The sequence below is a fragment of the Streptomyces sp. NPDC002958 genome, from assembly GCF_055563255.1.
In genome coordinates, this window is the sequence record NZ_JBVHDS010000004.1 from 123493 (window position 1) to 137704 (window position 14212).

The 14212-nt window shown below is 69.6% G+C and carries 12 protein-coding genes and 1 pseudogene; 7 read left to right on the forward strand and 6 right to left on the reverse strand.

The window, feature by feature from the left end:
• Window positions 1–56 precede the first annotated feature (56 nt).
• The 3 genes from ACZ3IC_RS09380 to ACZ3IC_RS09390 form a co-directional block, all read right to left on the reverse strand.
• Window positions 57–410 (reverse strand): DUF4333 domain-containing protein, encoded by a 354-nt coding sequence (locus ACZ3IC_RS09380; protein WP_467414245.1) that lies wholly within the window; start codon window positions 408–410, stop codon window positions 57–59.
• Window positions 411–586: 176 nt separating this feature from the next.
• A complete protein-coding gene (locus ACZ3IC_RS09385) occupies window positions 587–1099 on the reverse strand; it encodes a hypothetical protein (RefSeq protein ID WP_467414246.1) in 513 nt (170 codons plus the stop codon).
• Window positions 1100–1159: 60 nt separating this feature from the next.
• Complete coding sequence (locus ACZ3IC_RS09390; RefSeq protein WP_467414249.1) at window positions 1160–1333, reverse strand: hypothetical protein; 174 nt, start codon at window positions 1331–1333, stop codon at window positions 1160–1162.
• Between the two features lie 443 nt (window positions 1334–1776).
• Between ACZ3IC_RS09390 and ACZ3IC_RS09395 the strand changes: the two genes are divergently transcribed.
• Window positions 1777–3405 (forward strand): IS200/IS605 family accessory protein TnpB-related protein, encoded by a 1629-nt coding sequence (locus ACZ3IC_RS09395; protein ID WP_467414252.1) that lies wholly within the window; start codon window positions 1777–1779, stop codon window positions 3403–3405.
• On the opposite strand, the gene ACZ3IC_RS09400 is transcribed toward ACZ3IC_RS09395, so the two are convergent.
• Window positions 3402–4268 carry a phosphotransferase enzyme family protein gene (locus tag ACZ3IC_RS09400; RefSeq protein WP_467414255.1) on the reverse strand — a complete coding sequence of 289 codons (867 nt, stop codon included), beginning with the start codon at window positions 4266–4268 and terminating at the stop codon, window positions 3402–3404. The genes ACZ3IC_RS09395 and ACZ3IC_RS09400 overlap by 4 nt on opposite strands.
• 125 nt (window positions 4269–4393) lie before the next feature.
• Here ACZ3IC_RS09400 and ACZ3IC_RS09405 point away from each other — a divergent pair, with 125 nt between their 5' ends.
• From ACZ3IC_RS09405 to mgt, 4 genes are read left to right on the forward strand one after another with little or no spacing between them, the layout of a single operon-like run.
• Entirely contained in the window at window positions 4394–5344 is a 951-nt protein-coding gene (locus ACZ3IC_RS09405; RefSeq protein WP_467414258.1) for a carbohydrate ABC transporter permease, read from the forward strand.
• The gene (locus ACZ3IC_RS09410) at window positions 5341–6180 is read left to right on the forward strand and encodes a carbohydrate ABC transporter permease (protein WP_467414260.1); all 840 of its coding nucleotides are present in this window, start codon (window positions 5341–5343) and stop codon (window positions 6178–6180) included. The genes ACZ3IC_RS09405 and ACZ3IC_RS09410 overlap by 4 nt, the downstream gene beginning before the upstream one ends.
• The gene (locus ACZ3IC_RS09415; protein WP_467414262.1) at window positions 6180–7478 is read left to right on the forward strand and encodes an ABC transporter substrate-binding protein; all 1299 of its coding nucleotides are present in this window, start codon (window positions 6180–6182) and stop codon (window positions 7476–7478) included. The genes ACZ3IC_RS09410 and ACZ3IC_RS09415 overlap by 1 nt, the downstream gene beginning before the upstream one ends.
• 17 nt (window positions 7479–7495) lie before the next feature.
• Window positions 7496–8728, forward strand: coding sequence for a macrolide-inactivating glycosyltransferase (gene mgt / locus ACZ3IC_RS09420; protein ID WP_467414265.1), 1233 nt, complete (start codon window positions 7496–7498; stop codon window positions 8726–8728).
• Between the two features lie 67 nt (window positions 8729–8795).
• Here mgt and ACZ3IC_RS09425 read toward each other — a convergent pair whose 3' ends face one another.
• Window positions 8796–10799 (reverse strand): glycosyltransferase family 2 protein, encoded by a 2004-nt coding sequence (locus ACZ3IC_RS09425; protein ID WP_467414267.1) that lies wholly within the window; start codon window positions 10797–10799, stop codon window positions 8796–8798.
• 549 nt (window positions 10800–11348) lie between these two features.
• Here ACZ3IC_RS09425 and ACZ3IC_RS09430 point away from each other — a divergent pair.
• Window positions 11349–12551: a S8 family peptidase gene (locus tag ACZ3IC_RS09430; RefSeq protein WP_467414270.1), complete on the forward strand. Its 1203-nt coding sequence runs from the start codon at window positions 11349–11351 to the stop codon at window positions 12549–12551.
• A 123-nt stretch (window positions 12552–12674) separates the two neighbouring features.
• Window positions 12675–13251: pseudogene (locus ACZ3IC_RS09435) on the forward strand (DUF1697 domain-containing protein).
• Between the two features lie 202 nt (window positions 13252–13453).
• On the opposite strand, the gene ACZ3IC_RS09440 reads toward ACZ3IC_RS09435, so the two are convergent.
• Window positions 13454–14209 (reverse strand): sirohydrochlorin chelatase, encoded by a 756-nt coding sequence (locus ACZ3IC_RS09440; RefSeq protein WP_467414272.1) that lies wholly within the window; start codon window positions 14207–14209, stop codon window positions 13454–13456.
• Window positions 14210–14212 lie beyond the last annotated feature (3 nt).

The window sequence follows — 14212 nt, forward strand, 5'->3', positions numbered from 1 at the left end:
GGCGATCCGACGGGCGAGGGGTCAGGAACTGCTCTTCGACCTCTTTAGGAACGGTGTCAGTTCGGAGCCGGCGAAGCCGTCTCGTCGGCCTTGAAGTCGTAGTGGATCTGCTTTCCGTCGACGGAGGTGACGGTGACCGTCACGCCCAGGGTGCTGCCGTCGTCCGCGGTGAGCGCGCACCGGCTTTCGGTGCCGACCTTCCCGGCGAGGCCCTCCGGGCACGTGATGTCCGGCTTCGGCTGGCCCGTCGTGGAGGCGAGCTTGTCGGCGAGCGAGGCGGCCAGCTTGTCCGAGGACAGCTTCGGCTCGGACTTTCCGGCGCTGACCGACATCGAGCAGCCGACGAGCAGCGCGCCGGCGGCCACGGCCGAGAGGCTCCACTTCGCTGCGGACGAGCGGGCTATGGTCATGGGTGACCCATTCCGAATGATCAAGGCAGTCGCCGGAAGCATACGTGGGACCGTGTTCCGCGGATGCCCCGGAGGGCGGTCGGCCCACCTTCGGCAGCAAGCGGGAACATGCCGGGCCGACCCCGGTCCGGGCAGGAGCCCGGGGGGACGGGCGGCGAGTCGTGGTCCCGTAGACCTCACAGCTTACCGAAGATCACTCCGCGCCAGGTCCAGCCCGACTCGAGGGCGGCGTTCCGCAGAGGGTTGGTCAGCTGCGTGCTGTCGAAGCTGAATGTCTCCGTCGCTTCGAGGCGGCCGTTCTCCCCGCGTTGGAGCGTCCAGCGGCGGGAGACGGTCCTGCCCGCGCCGCGCGCGTATTCCGCCGAAGTCTGGAGCCGCGGAGGATTCCCGACGCGGGTGACCTCCCACTGCTCCTCGACGGCACGCACCTCAGGGACCTCGGCGACCAGGCGCATCCGGATCCGGAGGGCGTGCGTCAGCTGGGACCCGATGAAGAAGGTCTGCCAGGCGGGCTCGGCGATCCGCCACTCCGCCACCAGATCGGCGTCATGCGCTGCGCCGTCGCTGATGATGTACGGGACATCCGGCCGGTTGAGGCTGAGCAGCGCTGCCCGCAAATCCTCGGCTGAGCGGGGCGCGACCCCGTCCTCGGGGCGCTTGGTTCCGGTCAGCATGTCGAAGAATCCCATGAGGTCAACCTATGAGGGGTCGGATTGTCGGTACAAGAAGGGCCGTTCGGGCGGGATGTCCTACGAAGCCGCGACGGGGGCGAGGAAGGGCGTCCGCACCGATCCACCGTCGGCCGCCATGCGGGCAGCAGCCGGGGTGTCGGGCATCTGGTGCTCTTCCGCGTACTTCGTCGCGCGCTTCTTGTCGCTGGGCGAACTCGCGAGCTTCTGCTCGCCGCCTTCTCCGGCTCCCATGGGTAACCCCCGTTGCAATCGCACCTGTTCGGCCTCACGGCCAAGAGGCGTAGTACGTAGGGTAATTGGGCACCGGACTGGCGCCCCCGGGACTCGGCACCGCGCGCTCGCCCGAACAAGGGCATACGCCCGTGAAAGTCGCTCGGCGGACCGACGGGGAGCATGGGTGACCGAGTGACCGAGTGACCGGGTGCATGGCGGTGCGGGCGGGCGGCCCGCCGCGCGTTTCCAGCTCTTCCGCGCGACGGGAAGCGCCGTTCAGAAGGGGCTGTGAGCTGCTGTCGGTTTGCTGAGCTGAAGTGCGTTGTAGTGAGCAGGAGTGAGTGCTGTCGGCGGCTTCGCGGGGCGGGAACGGTAGTTCTGGGGCCGAATGGGTGACCTTGGCGGCTGGTGCTCGTTGGACTGGGTAGCGGGTGTCCGGTCTCGTGGGAGGGGGTGTTGTGGTGGGTGGTGTGCGAGAGTCGGCCGCGCCCTTTGTGGTGCCCGGGCCTTGCGGGGTGGCGGTCCGGGACCGTCTGAAGCACCTCACGCCCCAGGACGAGGGGGTTCTGCGTGCGGTCGGTGAGTATCAGGGCGCGCTCGCTTCCCGTGACCTCAGGGCCCGTTGTGCGGATGGTCTGGAGCACAGCGCGGATACGTGGGCGTCGCGTAAGCGGGGCCTGACCGCGCAGTCGTCGTCGCGGATCGCCGGTGCGATCACCAAGGCCACCCATGACCAGTGGGCGCTGGCGCGCCGTTGCCAGGCCGCGCACATCCAGACGCTGGAAGCTGGGATCAGGACGCTGCGGCACCGCCTGTCCCTCCCGATCGGCGAAGCCGGGACGAAGCGGGCTGCGGGCGGCTACCGCTCCCGGAGTGAGTGGTTCCACAAGTCCCGCCGCCTTGCCGCGCTGGAGGCACGGCATGCGGCCGTTGTCGCCGACCGGCAGGCCGGACGGGTGCGGGTGGTACGGGGCGGCAGACGTCTCCTCAACACCCGCCACCACCTCACCCAGGCCCAGCTCACCGAAGAGCAATGGCGGGAACGCTGGGAGGCGGAACGCTGGTTCATCGCCGCCGACGGCGAGTCGGGCAAGTGGTTCGGGAACGAGACGATCCGCGTCACCCCGGACGGCGAGGTCAGCATCAAACTGCCCGCCCCGCTCGCACACCTGGCCAACGCCCCTCATGGCCGGTACACCCTCACCTCGACCGTGGCGTTCGCGCACCGGGGCCAGGAGTGGGCCGACCGCATCACCGCGAACCGGGCCGTCGCCTACCGCATCCACCTCGACACCGGCCGTGGCCGCTGGTACCTCACCGCCTCCTGGCAACGCCCCGCCGTGCACACCATCCCGCTGGAGACGGCCCGCGCCCGGGGCGTGATCGGCGTCGACACCAATGCCGACCACTTCGCCGCCTACCGGCTCGACCGGCACGGCAACCCCATCGGCGAGCCCCGGCGGTTCTTCTACGACCTGTCCGGTTCGGCCGCTCGCCGCGACGCACAGATCCGCCACGCCCTGACCCGGCTGATCAACTGGGCCAAGCAGGCCGGTGTCGCCGCGATCGCCATCGAAGACCTCGACTTCACCACCGAGAAGACCCGCGAGAAGCACGGCCGCAAGAAGCGGTTCCGGCAGCTGATCTCCGGCATCCCGACCGGGAAGCTCAAGGCCCGGCTGGTCTCCATGGCCGCCGAACAGGGCCTCGCGATCATCGCGGTCGACCCCGCCTATACCTCCTTGTGGGGTGCCCAGCACTGGCAGAAGCCACTGGCCACCCCCAAGCGAGAGATGTCCCGTCACGATGCCGCCGGTATCGCGATCGGACGACGCGCCCTCGGACACCCGATCCGGCGTCGGACGGCACCGCCCCCACACGACCGGAGTGATCGTGCGGGGCATCGGACCGTCCAGGCCGGACCAGGTGACCGGGGGCGTGAGGGAACCCGCCCACCCGCAACGGACCACGCCCCCGGAGACGTGCCGCCGAACGGGACGAGAAAGCGGCAACCCAGCGCATCCAAAACCGTTCGGGATGCGCCCAGAACGCACCAGTGGGTCCAGGACCCACTCATGCACACTGGCTAGAAACGGTACCAGCGCACCTCGGGGTCGTCCGCGCGCAGTGACGCCACCCTGCGCCGGAATTCCGTCAGCGCCTTGGGGTTCGCCGGGGCGTGCTGGGAGACCCAGGCGCAACTCGCCGTCTCGCGGGCGCCGCGCAGAACCGCGCATCCTTCCCAGGTACGCACGTCCCAGCCGTACGCTTCGGTGAACGCGTCGTAGGCATGGGCGGGCAGGCCGTACCGGTCGCGGGAGAGCGCGAGGACCACCAGATCGTGCTCGCGCAGATCGGCGGAGAAGGTCTCGAGATCGACCAGCACCGGCCCGTCCGGGCCGACGTGGACGTTGCGGGGGAGCGCGTCGCCGTGGATGGGACCCGGCGGCAGGTGCGGGGCAAGGGCCGCCGCGGCCTTCGCGAAGCCGTCGCGCCGGCCGCGCAGATAGTCGGCGTCGGCCGGATCGATCGCGTCGCCCGCGAGCCGCAGCCAGCGCTCGACGCCGCCGAGCAGCTCACGGCGCGGCAGCGTGAAGCCCTCCGGGGCGGGCAGCGCGTGGACCAGGGTGAGCAGCGGGGCGAGATCGCGCGGCTCGGGAGGGCGTACGGCGTCGGGCAGCCGGTGCCAGAGCGTCACCGGATGACCCTCCACCAGCCGCGCCCCGGGCTCGGCGACCCGTACGGCGGGGACACCGGAGGCTGCCAGCCACTGGGCGACGGCCACCTCGCGCTCGGCCCGGTCCCGCAGTTCCGGGTTCCGCACGGCGTCCCGGCCGACCTTGACCACAAGGTCGTCCACGGCGAACACCGCGTTCTCACCCAGCGCGAGCAGCTCCGCACCGCCGGACAGTCCGGCAGCGGTCAGCACCTCGCGCGCACGCATCTCGTTCATGGCTCCGATTTTCGCATCTGTGCAGGTTGGCTTGACGAACCGACGGCCCGTCAGCACGATGACGAGGGCCACCTGAGCGGCCAGAACGGTATGAAACCGATCGAATGACGCAAGGGGGCGAATTCATGACATTGGCGAGTGCAACCGTACAATCCGGGAGAAATGGTCCACCCGGCAGTCCGCACGACAAGCGGACCGGCCCGATCAACCGGAACGCCGGCGCCTGGTTCCTGGTACTGCCCGCGCTGATCCCGATCCTGATCCTCAGCGTCGGCCCGCTCCTCTACGGCATCGCGCTGGCCTTCACCGATGCCCAGTCCGGCCGCACCCGCTCCACCCAGTGGGTGGGCGGGCTGAATTTCCAGGACCTGCTGCACGACGCCCTGTTCTGGGACTCGTTCCGGGTCGGTCTGGTGTGGGCGGTCGGCGTCACCGTCCCGCAGTTCGTACTGGCGCTCGGCCTCGCCCTGCTGCTCAACCAGAATCTGCGCATGCGCTGGCTGGCGCGGGCGCTGGCGATCATTCCGTGGGCGATGCCCGAGGTGGTCGTCGGCATCATGTGGCGGCTCGTCTACAACCCGGACGCGGGCGTCCTCAACGAGACGATCCGCGATCTCGGCCTCGGCGACGGGCGGGACTGGCTCACCGGACTCGCCACCGCCTTGCCCGCCGTGATCGTCGTGGGCGTCTGGGCCGGCATGCCCCAGACCACCGTCGCCCTCCTGGCCGGACTGCAGAACACCCCGCACGAACTCCACGAGGCGGCCGCCCTGGATGGAGCGGGTGCCTGGCGCCGCTTCCGCACGGTCACCTGGCCCGTGCTCAGACCGGTCGCGCTCTCCATCACCGCGCTCAACTTCATCTGGAACTTCAACTCCTTCGCCCTGGTCTACGTACTGACCAGCGGCGGACCCGGCGGCCGCACCCGGCTGCCGATGCTCTTCGCGTACGAAGAGGCCTTCCGCTACGGACAGTTCGGCTACGCCGCGGCGATGGGCTGTGTGATGGTCGCGGTGATCTCCGTGATCCTCGCGGTGTATCTCGTCGGCCGACTCAGGGGAGGCGAGGACCGGTGAGCCTGCGGACCAGCAGATTCGCACGTGCCGGACAGTACGTCGCACTGCTCGGCTATCTCGTCTTCCTGGCGTTCCCGTTCCTGTGGCTGATCTCCACCGCCTTCAAGCCGGCGCGAGAACTGGGCTCCCTGCACCCCACCTGGATCCCCGAGCAGCCGACGCTGGACAACTTCCGCAAAGCATTCGACGAACAGCCGCTGCTCCAGGCCGCCGCCAATTCGCTGATCGCCGCGCTCTGCGCCGCCCTCGTCGCGGTCCTCATCGCCACACCCATGGCCTATGTCATGGCCCGCCACCGCTCCGGGCTCTCGACGGCCACCACCGGATGGGTCGTGGTCAGCCAGGCGTTCCCCTTCGTCCTGCTGATCATTCCGCTCTTCCTGATCCTGAAGAATCTCCATCTGATCAACACCCTGTGGGGGCTGATCACGGTGTACGTCGTCTGGGCGCTGCCCTTCGCGCTGTGGATGCTGGCCGGATACGTACGGGCCGTGCCCGCCGAGCTGGAAGAGGCCGCCTCGGTCGACGGCGCCGGCCGACTGCGGACGCTCGTCTCGGTCACCGCCCCGCTGCTGGCCCCCGGCATCGTCGCCACCGCACTCTTCGCGTTCATCACCGCGTGGAACGAGTTCTTCTTCGCACTCGTCCTGCTCAAGACACCGGAGAAGCAGACCTTGCCGGTCGTACTGACCCACTTCATCGGGGCGGAGGGCGCGGCCGATCTCGGGCCGCTGGCCGCTGCCGCGTTCCTCGCGACCCTTCCCTCGCTGGTCATTTTCGCGGTCATCCAGCGGCGGATCACGGGCTCCCTGCTGGCCGGGGCGGTGAAGAGCTGATGCGCGCATCCGTGACGACGACGGCGGCCGCCGTGGCCACGGCACTGGTCCTGCTGCTCACCGGCTGCTCGGGGACGGGCGACGGCGGGGACGGCAACGGACGGACCGAGCTCAGCTTCCAGTCGCTGGCCTGGCAGAAGGAGTCCGTCGACGCCAACAAGCAACTGGTGAAGGAGTGGAACGAAACCCACCCCGACATCCATGTCAGCTACGTCCAGGGCAGCTGGGACACCGTCCACGACCAGCTGCTCACCTCCTTCGAGGGCGACGAGGCGCCGGATGTCATCCATGACGCCTCCGACGACCTCGCCGACTTCGCGTACGGCGGCTACCTCGCCGATCTGCGGACGCTCCTCCCGGACCGGCTGACCGCCGACATCCCGCAACAGAGCTGGCGGACCACCACCTTCGGCGACGGCGTCTACGGGGTGCCGTTCCTCCAGGAGCCCCGCGTCCTGATCGCCAACACCAGGATTCTCAAGGAGTCGGGAGTCCGCATCCCGACGCCGGAGAGACCCTGGAGCTGGACCGAGTTCCGGCAGATCACCAAGGAACTGACGGGCAAGGGGAGATACGGCGTCGCCTGGCCGCTCAAGGAGCCCGTCTCCGTCACCCTCAACCTCGGTCTCTCCGCCGGTGGCGAGCTCTTCCACCGCGGTGCCGACGGCAAGGTGACCATCCGGGCGGGCGAGGGGGACCAGGTCGTCCCCGGCACCATAAACGACCAGGTCAACACCGACCGCAGTGCCGCCCGCACCACGCTCGGCATGGGTGGCTCCGACGCCCTCCCCGGATTCTTCGGCGGCAAGTACGCGATGGTTCCGCTGGGCTTCTCGTACCGCCAGCAGGTCGCCGAACAGGCTCCCGAGGGCTTCGAGTGGACGGTTCTGCCCGCCCCGGTCGGCAGCGGGGGTCTCGCTCAGGGAGTGAGCCCGCAGACCCTCTCCGTCTCGGAGGCGAGCCCGCACAAGAAGGAGGCCGCGCAGTTCATCGACTTCCTTCTCCGGCCGCAGAACATGGTGCGCCTCGCCAAGGGCGACTGGATGCTCCCGACCGGCACCGAGGCCCTCGCCGACCCGTCCCTGCACACCGACGAGGACGGCTGGGCAACCGGTGTCGCCGTGGCGAAGGGGCTCCGCCCGGCGCCCGCCCAGTCGGTCCGAGGCTACCCGGAATGGAAGGACAAGGTCGCCACGCCCGCCCTCCAGGAGTACTACAGCGGGGCGATCGGAGCGAAGGAGCTGAGGAAGCGTCTGGTCGTCGACGGAAACCGGGTGCTGGCCCGCTATCAGCGCTGAGACGTCCCGAAAACGACATGCACGAGACGTCTCGTCTCGCCTATGGTGAGGGCATGACGAATACCGAGCGCGCCCATATCGCCATGTTCTCCATCGCCGCCCACGGGCACGTGAACCCGAGCCTGGAAGTCATCCGGGAGCTTGTCGCCCGTGGGCACCACGTCAGTTACGCCATCCCGGCCTCCTTCGCCGAGAAGGTCGCCGCCACCGGTGCCGAACCAGTGCTCTATACCTCGGTTCTGCCGTCCGAAGAGGCCCCGGAGGCCTGGGGCACCGAACTGATCGACAACCTCGAACCCTTCCTCGACGACGCCGTCCAGGCGCTGCCTCAGCTCATCAAGGCCTTCGACGGGGACGAGCCCGACCTCGTCCTGCACGACATCACCTCCTACCCGGCGCGGGTCCTCGCCCACCGCTGGGGCGTGCCCGCCGTCTCCCTCTCGCCCAATCTGGTCGCCTGGGACGGATACGAGGAAGAGGTCGGCGAGCCGATGACCGCCGAGCTGAAGCGGTCCGAGCGCGGACGGGCGTACTACCGGCGCTTCCAGGACTGGCTCACCGAGAACGGGATCGACCGGCACCCGGATCCGTTCGTCGGCCGGCCGCCGCGGTCGCTCGTCCTGATCCCCGAGGTGCTCCAGCCGAATGCCGACCGCGTCGACAGGACGGTCCACACCTTCGTGGGTGCCTGCCAGGGCGACCGCGCCGACCAGGGGGAGTGGCAGCGCCCCGCGGGCGTCGAGAAGGTGCTGCTGGTCTCGCTCGGCTCGACCTTCACCAACCAGCCCGGGTTCTACCGCGACTGCATCACCGCCTTCGGCTCCCTGCCCGGCTGGCACGTCGTGCTCCAGATCGGGGCCTGGGTCGACGCCGCCGAACTGGGTGACGTACCAGCCAATGTGGAGGTGTGCCCCTGGGTGCCGCAGCTCTCCGTGCTGAAGCAGGCGGACGTCTTCATCACCCACGCGGGCGCCGGGGGCAGTCAGGAGGGGCTCGCCACCGCCACCCCGATGGTCGCCGTGCCGCAGGCCGTCGACCAGTTCGGCAACGCCGACATGCTCCAGGCGCTCGGCGTCGCGCGCCACCTCCCGATGGCGGAGGTGACTCCCGAGTCGCTGCGGGCCGCCGTGCTCGGGCTGGTGGGCGAACCCGAGGTGGCGAAGAGAGCCGCGGCCGTGCGGGAGCGGATGGCGGGGGAGGGCGGAACGAAGCGGGCGGCCGACCTCATCGAGGCCGAACTCCCCGCCTGACGGGCGGGGTGGAATCAAGCAGAAAACCGGAACCTGCGTCGCGGGCTACGTCGGTGATCGGCGGCCGTCATCTGAGCTTGCCCGCCACCGCCTTCATGAGCTGCGTCTTCGCCACGGTCAGCGCGAACCGCTTGCCGGCGCCGGACACCGGCTTTGCGTACCAGGGCAGGCCCCAGCGGCGCCACTTGACGGGCTCCAGGTCCTTGGGGAGGGCGGGCAGGGGCACCGACCAGTCGCCGAGGCGGAGTTCCCCGCTCCATACGCCCGGGGCGAGGTCGCAGACGGGCACGTGGACGGAGAACAGGTCCGCGTGCGGGGAGCGAATGACGGGGAAGACGGCGGTGGCCCCGCCGTCACCGGTCAGGGCCGCGACGAGGGGGGCGGCCTTGGGGGACGCGCCGAGCGTGCAGCGCCCGCTGACCAGCAGCTCGGTGGGGGAGCTGGCGTTCCAGCGAACGGCCTCGAACGTGAAGTGGGACCGTAAGCGGTGCTTCTTCTCGCCGAGGTCGAGGGTGTAGTTGCCGTGCGGCTTGGTGGTGTAGAGGGTGACGGCACGGGCGCCGCGTGCGCTCTCCACGATCCGAGTGTCCGGCTCGCCGGACAGCTGCTCGGCGCGCCTGCTGCCGATCCGCACCTCGCGGGTCAGCCTCTGGGCGCCCACGGCCAGCGACACGTCCCACAGCCCATCGCTGAGCGGGGCGCTCCCGGCGGCGGTGTCGATGTCGACGACGGCCTCGAACCCGGCCTTCTCGTACGCGTACCGTCCCGCGTCCTCGTCGGCGCCGAGCCCGGGGGTCGCGGTGTGCGTGACGGGCAGCCGGTGCGCGGTCCCGCTGCCGCGTTCCCGCAGCACCAGCTCGGTGGTGACGTCATCGGTGGCTACCCGGTGCAGATACGCGTGCCCGGCCAACCGCAGCTCGGTGCCGCGTAGTTCGGCCCGCGCGACATGGTGCCGCACGCCGACCTGGGCGGTGACGTCGTAGCACGCGTCGGGGACGGCTGCGGCGGGGTCGCGGAAGAAGGGGTACTGGGCGTAGGCGCGGCCCTGCTCAACGACGAGCGGGGTGGCGGACGCGGACTTGGCCAGCCGCTTCTCGAACGCGGTGAGTTCGAGGACCTCGTCGAGCATCTGGTGGCGCACGAGGTGCAGCCGCAGCCGCGCCATCGCCGAGAGCCGGTCGGCCAGGCCGTCGTGCCAGAGGGGTTCGATGATCTCGGCGAGCCGCCTCAGCGTCTTGACCTGTGTCTCGCGGGGTTCCCACACCAGGTGCCCGCCGAGCAGTTGCTGGACCTCGACGGTCAGGTGCCGGTGGGCCAGGTGGTCGCGGCCGGGACCCGGCGGCACGTTCTCGAGGATCATGTCGACGACGCGCGGCAGGAAGCGCAGCCGGGGCTCCGATCCCGAGGTCCGCTTGGTGATGTTGCCGTTGTCGTCCCGCTCGACCCAGAACAGGCAGTCGTAGTCGGCCAGTACGGATATGCCGGAGGCGTGGATGTACGCCGGGCCGACGAACAGCTGGTCCTCGCCGATCTTCAGGTCCGTCGGGAACCGCAGCCGGTACCGTTCCAGCAGCTCGCGGCGGAACAGCTTCATGGGATTGAGCGTCCAGTAGACGCGTGACGAGTAGACGTCGGTCTTCGGCTGGTTGCGCCGGAACATCGAGGTGGGCGCACCACGGCCCCCGACGCCGACCATTTTGCCGAGGACGACATCGGTGCCGTTCTCCTCGGCCAGGGCGACCATGCGCTCCAGCGCCTCGGGCCCGAGATAGTCGTCGGCGTCGAGGAAGAAGACGAACTGTCCCCGGGCTTGGTCGAGGCCGACATTGCGGGGCGCGGACGGGCCGCCGGAGTTCTCCTGGTGGATGACGCGCAGAAGGCCCGGGTGGACGCCGGTCAGCCGCTCGAGTTCCTGGGGCGTTCCGTCGGTCGACCCGTCGTTGACGACGATGACCTCCAGGGTGTCCCGGCCGATGCTCTGCTCGGCGACGGACGTGATGCACCGCGTCAGATAGGGCATCGCGTTGTACGCAGCGATAATCACCGAAACGGTGGGGCCGGCCATCGTCATGCTCTCCAAAGTGATCCGGGGCACAGCCCATTGCGCCGGCTGCGATACCGCTGTCGCCGTTCAATCACGGGTAAGGTGCCGGTAATTGTGTGAAGGTACCATGAGTTTCCTGTGAGTTCAGGGTGACTTCGGCGGCCGACCATGGGGACGTCGGCGACGCCGCCCCTCGCCGGGCTGAGGGGGGTCTCCGAGGTCCGGATCGTCCGAGGTCGACCTCAACGTGGTTACCTCGTGAGGGCTCTGTGAACACGGGGGTGGAAACAAGCCATCCTCTCGTCCGTCCGTGCAGTCGGGCGGGGTTCGTCTTCCCACGTGTGAAGTGTGCCGGTGGTGCCGTAAGCCCCGCGTGCGCGACGGACGTTGCGGCGACCGTGCCCGACTTGGGCACGGCTGGCCTGTTTCTTATTACGAAGCCTTATTGAATAAGTCACAGCGTCATGAAGGCCTTGATCTGAGCGCGTCAATCGGCGAGGGTTTCGAGCCAACCCCCGGAGATCTTCCGGCCGGGGGTCAATCCCCCCACAAAGAATGACGAGGAGACCCCTCTTCATGGCAATTCACAAGCGCGCACGCCGGATCAAGCTGACCGCGGCGACAACCGCAGTGGCCGCAGCGGTCGGAGTCACCCTGATGGGCACCTCGCTCGCCGGCGCCGCTCCTGCGCCCGCCATAGGCACCGTCTACGGTGCGGACGCGGCGACCGCCGTCTCGGGCAGCTACATCGTGATGCTGGACCAGAAGGCCGACAAGGCGAAGCTCGCCAAGGAGTACGGCGGCAAGCTCAAGCGGAACTACAACTCCGCCATCAACGGCTTCTCGGCCAGCGGCCTTTCACTGACCGAGGCCAAGCGCCTGGCGGCCGACCCGGCCGTCTCCAAGGTCGTCCAGAACAAGAAATTCCACATAAACGCCACCCAGGACTACCCGCCGTCCTGGGGGCTGGACCGCATCGACCAGACCGAGACGGCCGGCGATGACGCGTACACCTACCCGGACAGCGCGGGCGAGGGTGTCACCGCATACGTCATCGACACCGGCGTCCGCACCACGCACAACGAATTCGAGGGCCGGGCCAGCTCGGGATTCGACGCCGTCGACAACGACGACAGCGCAGACGACGGCAACGGCCACGGCACCCACGTGGCGGGCACCATCGCCGGAGCGAGCTACGGGGTTGCCAAGCAGGCGAAGATCGTCGCTGTGCGGGTCCTCGACGACTCCGGCTCGGGCACCACCGAGCAGGTCGTCGCCGGCATCGACTGGGTCACCGAGAACCACGAGGGCCCGTCGGTCGCCAACATGAGCCTCGGCGGCGGCGTGGACGAGGCGCTCGACACCGCGGTCCAGAAGGCCATCGCCTCCGGAGTCACCTTCGCGGTGGCCGCCGGAAACGAATCCGCCGACGCGAGCGAGAGCTCCCCGGCCCGCGTCCCGGAGGCCATCACGGTCGCCTCGTCCACGGTGGACGACGAGCAGTCGTCGTTCTCCAACTACGGCTCGATCGTGGACATCTACGCTCCCGGATCGGACATCACCTCGGCCTGGAACGACAGCGACGACGGTTCCGACACCATCTCCGGTACGTCCATGGCGACCCCGCACGTCGTCGGTGCCGCCGCCGTCTACCTCGCCGAACACCCGGACGCCACCCCGGAGGAGGTCGCCACGGCACTGACCGACGGAGCCACCCCCGACGCGATCTCCAACGCCACCGAGGGCACGCCGAACAAGCTGCTGAAGGTCGTTGAGTAACCGACCCCCGCAGCCGTGACCGGGCAGCAGACGCCCGGACGCAACGCAATCGGCGGCCGCCGCGCCCTCCCCCACGGGGCGCGGCGGCCGCACTGCGCGTACAGATCGTCCTATGGTGTGCCCATGACGATGTACGCGGCGCTGTTGCGCGGGATCAATGTGAGCGGCCACAAGAGGGTTCCGATGGCCGAACTCCGCACGGTTGCTCACCGAACTGGGCCACGGGGACGTCCGCACCCACTTGCAGAGCGGCAACGCCGTCTTCAGCAGTCCCTTGGACGACGAGGACGCACTCGCCGCCGAGCTGGAGCGGGCCATCGAGAAGCGGTTCGGCTTCCCGGTCCCCTGTCTGGTCCGGGACGGCGCCTACCTCGCGGCAGTTGCCGCAGCCTGCCCGTTCCCGGCCGCCGAACTCGAAGGCAGGCAGCTGCACATCACCTACTACGGGCAGCCGGTCGACGCCGACCGCTTCGCCGGGATCGACCCGGCGGCCTTCCTCCCCGAGGATTTCCGGCTCGGCGACCGCGCGCTCTACCTCTACGCCCCCGACGGACTGGGCCGGTCCAGACTCGCCGATGCCCTGTCCCGTCCCTCCCTCACCAACGGCGTCATCGCCACCTCGCGCAACTGGAACACCGTGGTCAAGCTGGTGGAGATGACGGCCCCGACGGGAACCGCAAGCGACGGAGCCCGCACATGACCGAACCGTCTCCCGGACGCGACCCGCACTGGACCGTAGCCTGAAAGTGGCCCAGCCGATCGGACGGTGAATGGCCCAGGGCGGTACGCCAAGGCCTGGCTGGGCTCGACGCATGACCACTCACCGCACCCCGGACACGGGCAGCCCGGATGTGGGCTGAGGGGCTGCGGTGCTGCTGAGGAAATGTCAGCTATGCGCTGAGCTACGCCGCCGACCGTGCGAGCGGCACCCGGGCCTCGTCGTACCGGGTCAGCAAAAGCTGCGCCAACTGCGGTGACGCGCCAAGAACATCGGCCAGTACATCCGCTCCGGCCGCGCCCGCGGCGATACGGTCCGGGAGCCGACCGGGTGCGATGACGTAAGGGGCCACCGCCACCCGCCGCACACCTTCGGCCCGCAGGGCCTGTACCACGTCCTCGGTGCGGGGGAACCCCGCGGGAGATGCGGCGGAGGCGAACGCAGGCCGCACGGCGCACCAACCGGTGTGCCGCAGCTCCCGCGCGATGTCAGCGATCACTGCGATCGCCTCCGGGTCCGTGGAGCCCGCCGAGGCCAGGACGAGCCCGGTCGAGCCCCTGTCACCGGGGCGGACCCCGGCCTCGCGCAGTCGCTGTTCCAGGGCCGAGTTCAGCAGGGGTGACGGGCCGAGCACCTCGGCCTGACGGATGCGGAGCCGGGGCTGTCGGGTCCGGGCCTCGTGCAGCACCATGGGGATGTCGGACTTGGCGTGGAAGGCCCGGGTGAGCAGCAGGGGGAGCGCGACGACATCTCCCGCACCCTGTGCTGCCAGCCGCTCCAGCACCCTTGGTATCGACGGCGCGTTGAAATCCAGGAAAGCGGTCTCCACACGCAGTCCCGGCCGCAGCGACCGTACCCGCGCGGTGAGCGCGTGCACGGTCGCCGCGTGCCGTGGGTCGCGGCTGCCGTGGGCGATGACGAGGAGGACCGGGGTGGACATGGC

Coding starts and splice junctions, on each gene's coding strand:
- ACZ3IC_RS09415 (WP_467414262.1), top strand. CDS start 6,180: ATGCGCGCATCCGTGACGACGACGGCGGCCGCCGTGGCCACGGCACTG.
- ACZ3IC_RS09405 (WP_467414258.1), top strand. CDS start 4,394: ATGACATTGGCGAGTGCAACCGTACAATCCGGGAGAAATGGTCCACCC.
- ACZ3IC_RS09430 (WP_467414270.1), top strand. CDS start 11,349: ATGGCAATTCACAAGCGCGCACGCCGGATCAAGCTGACCGCGGCGACA.
- ACZ3IC_RS09380 (WP_467414245.1), bottom strand. CDS start 410: ATGACCATAGCCCGCTCGTCCGCAGCGAAGTGGAGCCTCTCGGCCGTG.
- ACZ3IC_RS09440 (WP_467414272.1), bottom strand. CDS start 14,209: ATGTCCACCCCGGTCCTCCTCGTCATCGCCCACGGCAGCCGCGACCCA.
- mgt (WP_467414265.1), top strand. CDS start 7,496: ATGCACGAGACGTCTCGTCTCGCCTATGGTGAGGGCATGACGAATACC.
- ACZ3IC_RS09385 (WP_467414246.1), bottom strand. CDS start 1,099: ATGGGATTCTTCGACATGCTGACCGGAACCAAGCGCCCCGAGGACGGG.
- ACZ3IC_RS09425 (WP_467414267.1), bottom strand. CDS start 10,799: ATGACGATGGCCGGCCCCACCGTTTCGGTGATTATCGCTGCGTACAAC.
- ACZ3IC_RS09390 (WP_467414249.1), bottom strand. CDS start 1,333: ATGGGAGCCGGAGAAGGCGGCGAGCAGAAGCTCGCGAGTTCGCCCAGC.
- ACZ3IC_RS09400 (WP_467414255.1), bottom strand. CDS start 4,268: ATGAACGAGATGCGTGCGCGCGAGGTGCTGACCGCTGCCGGACTGTCC.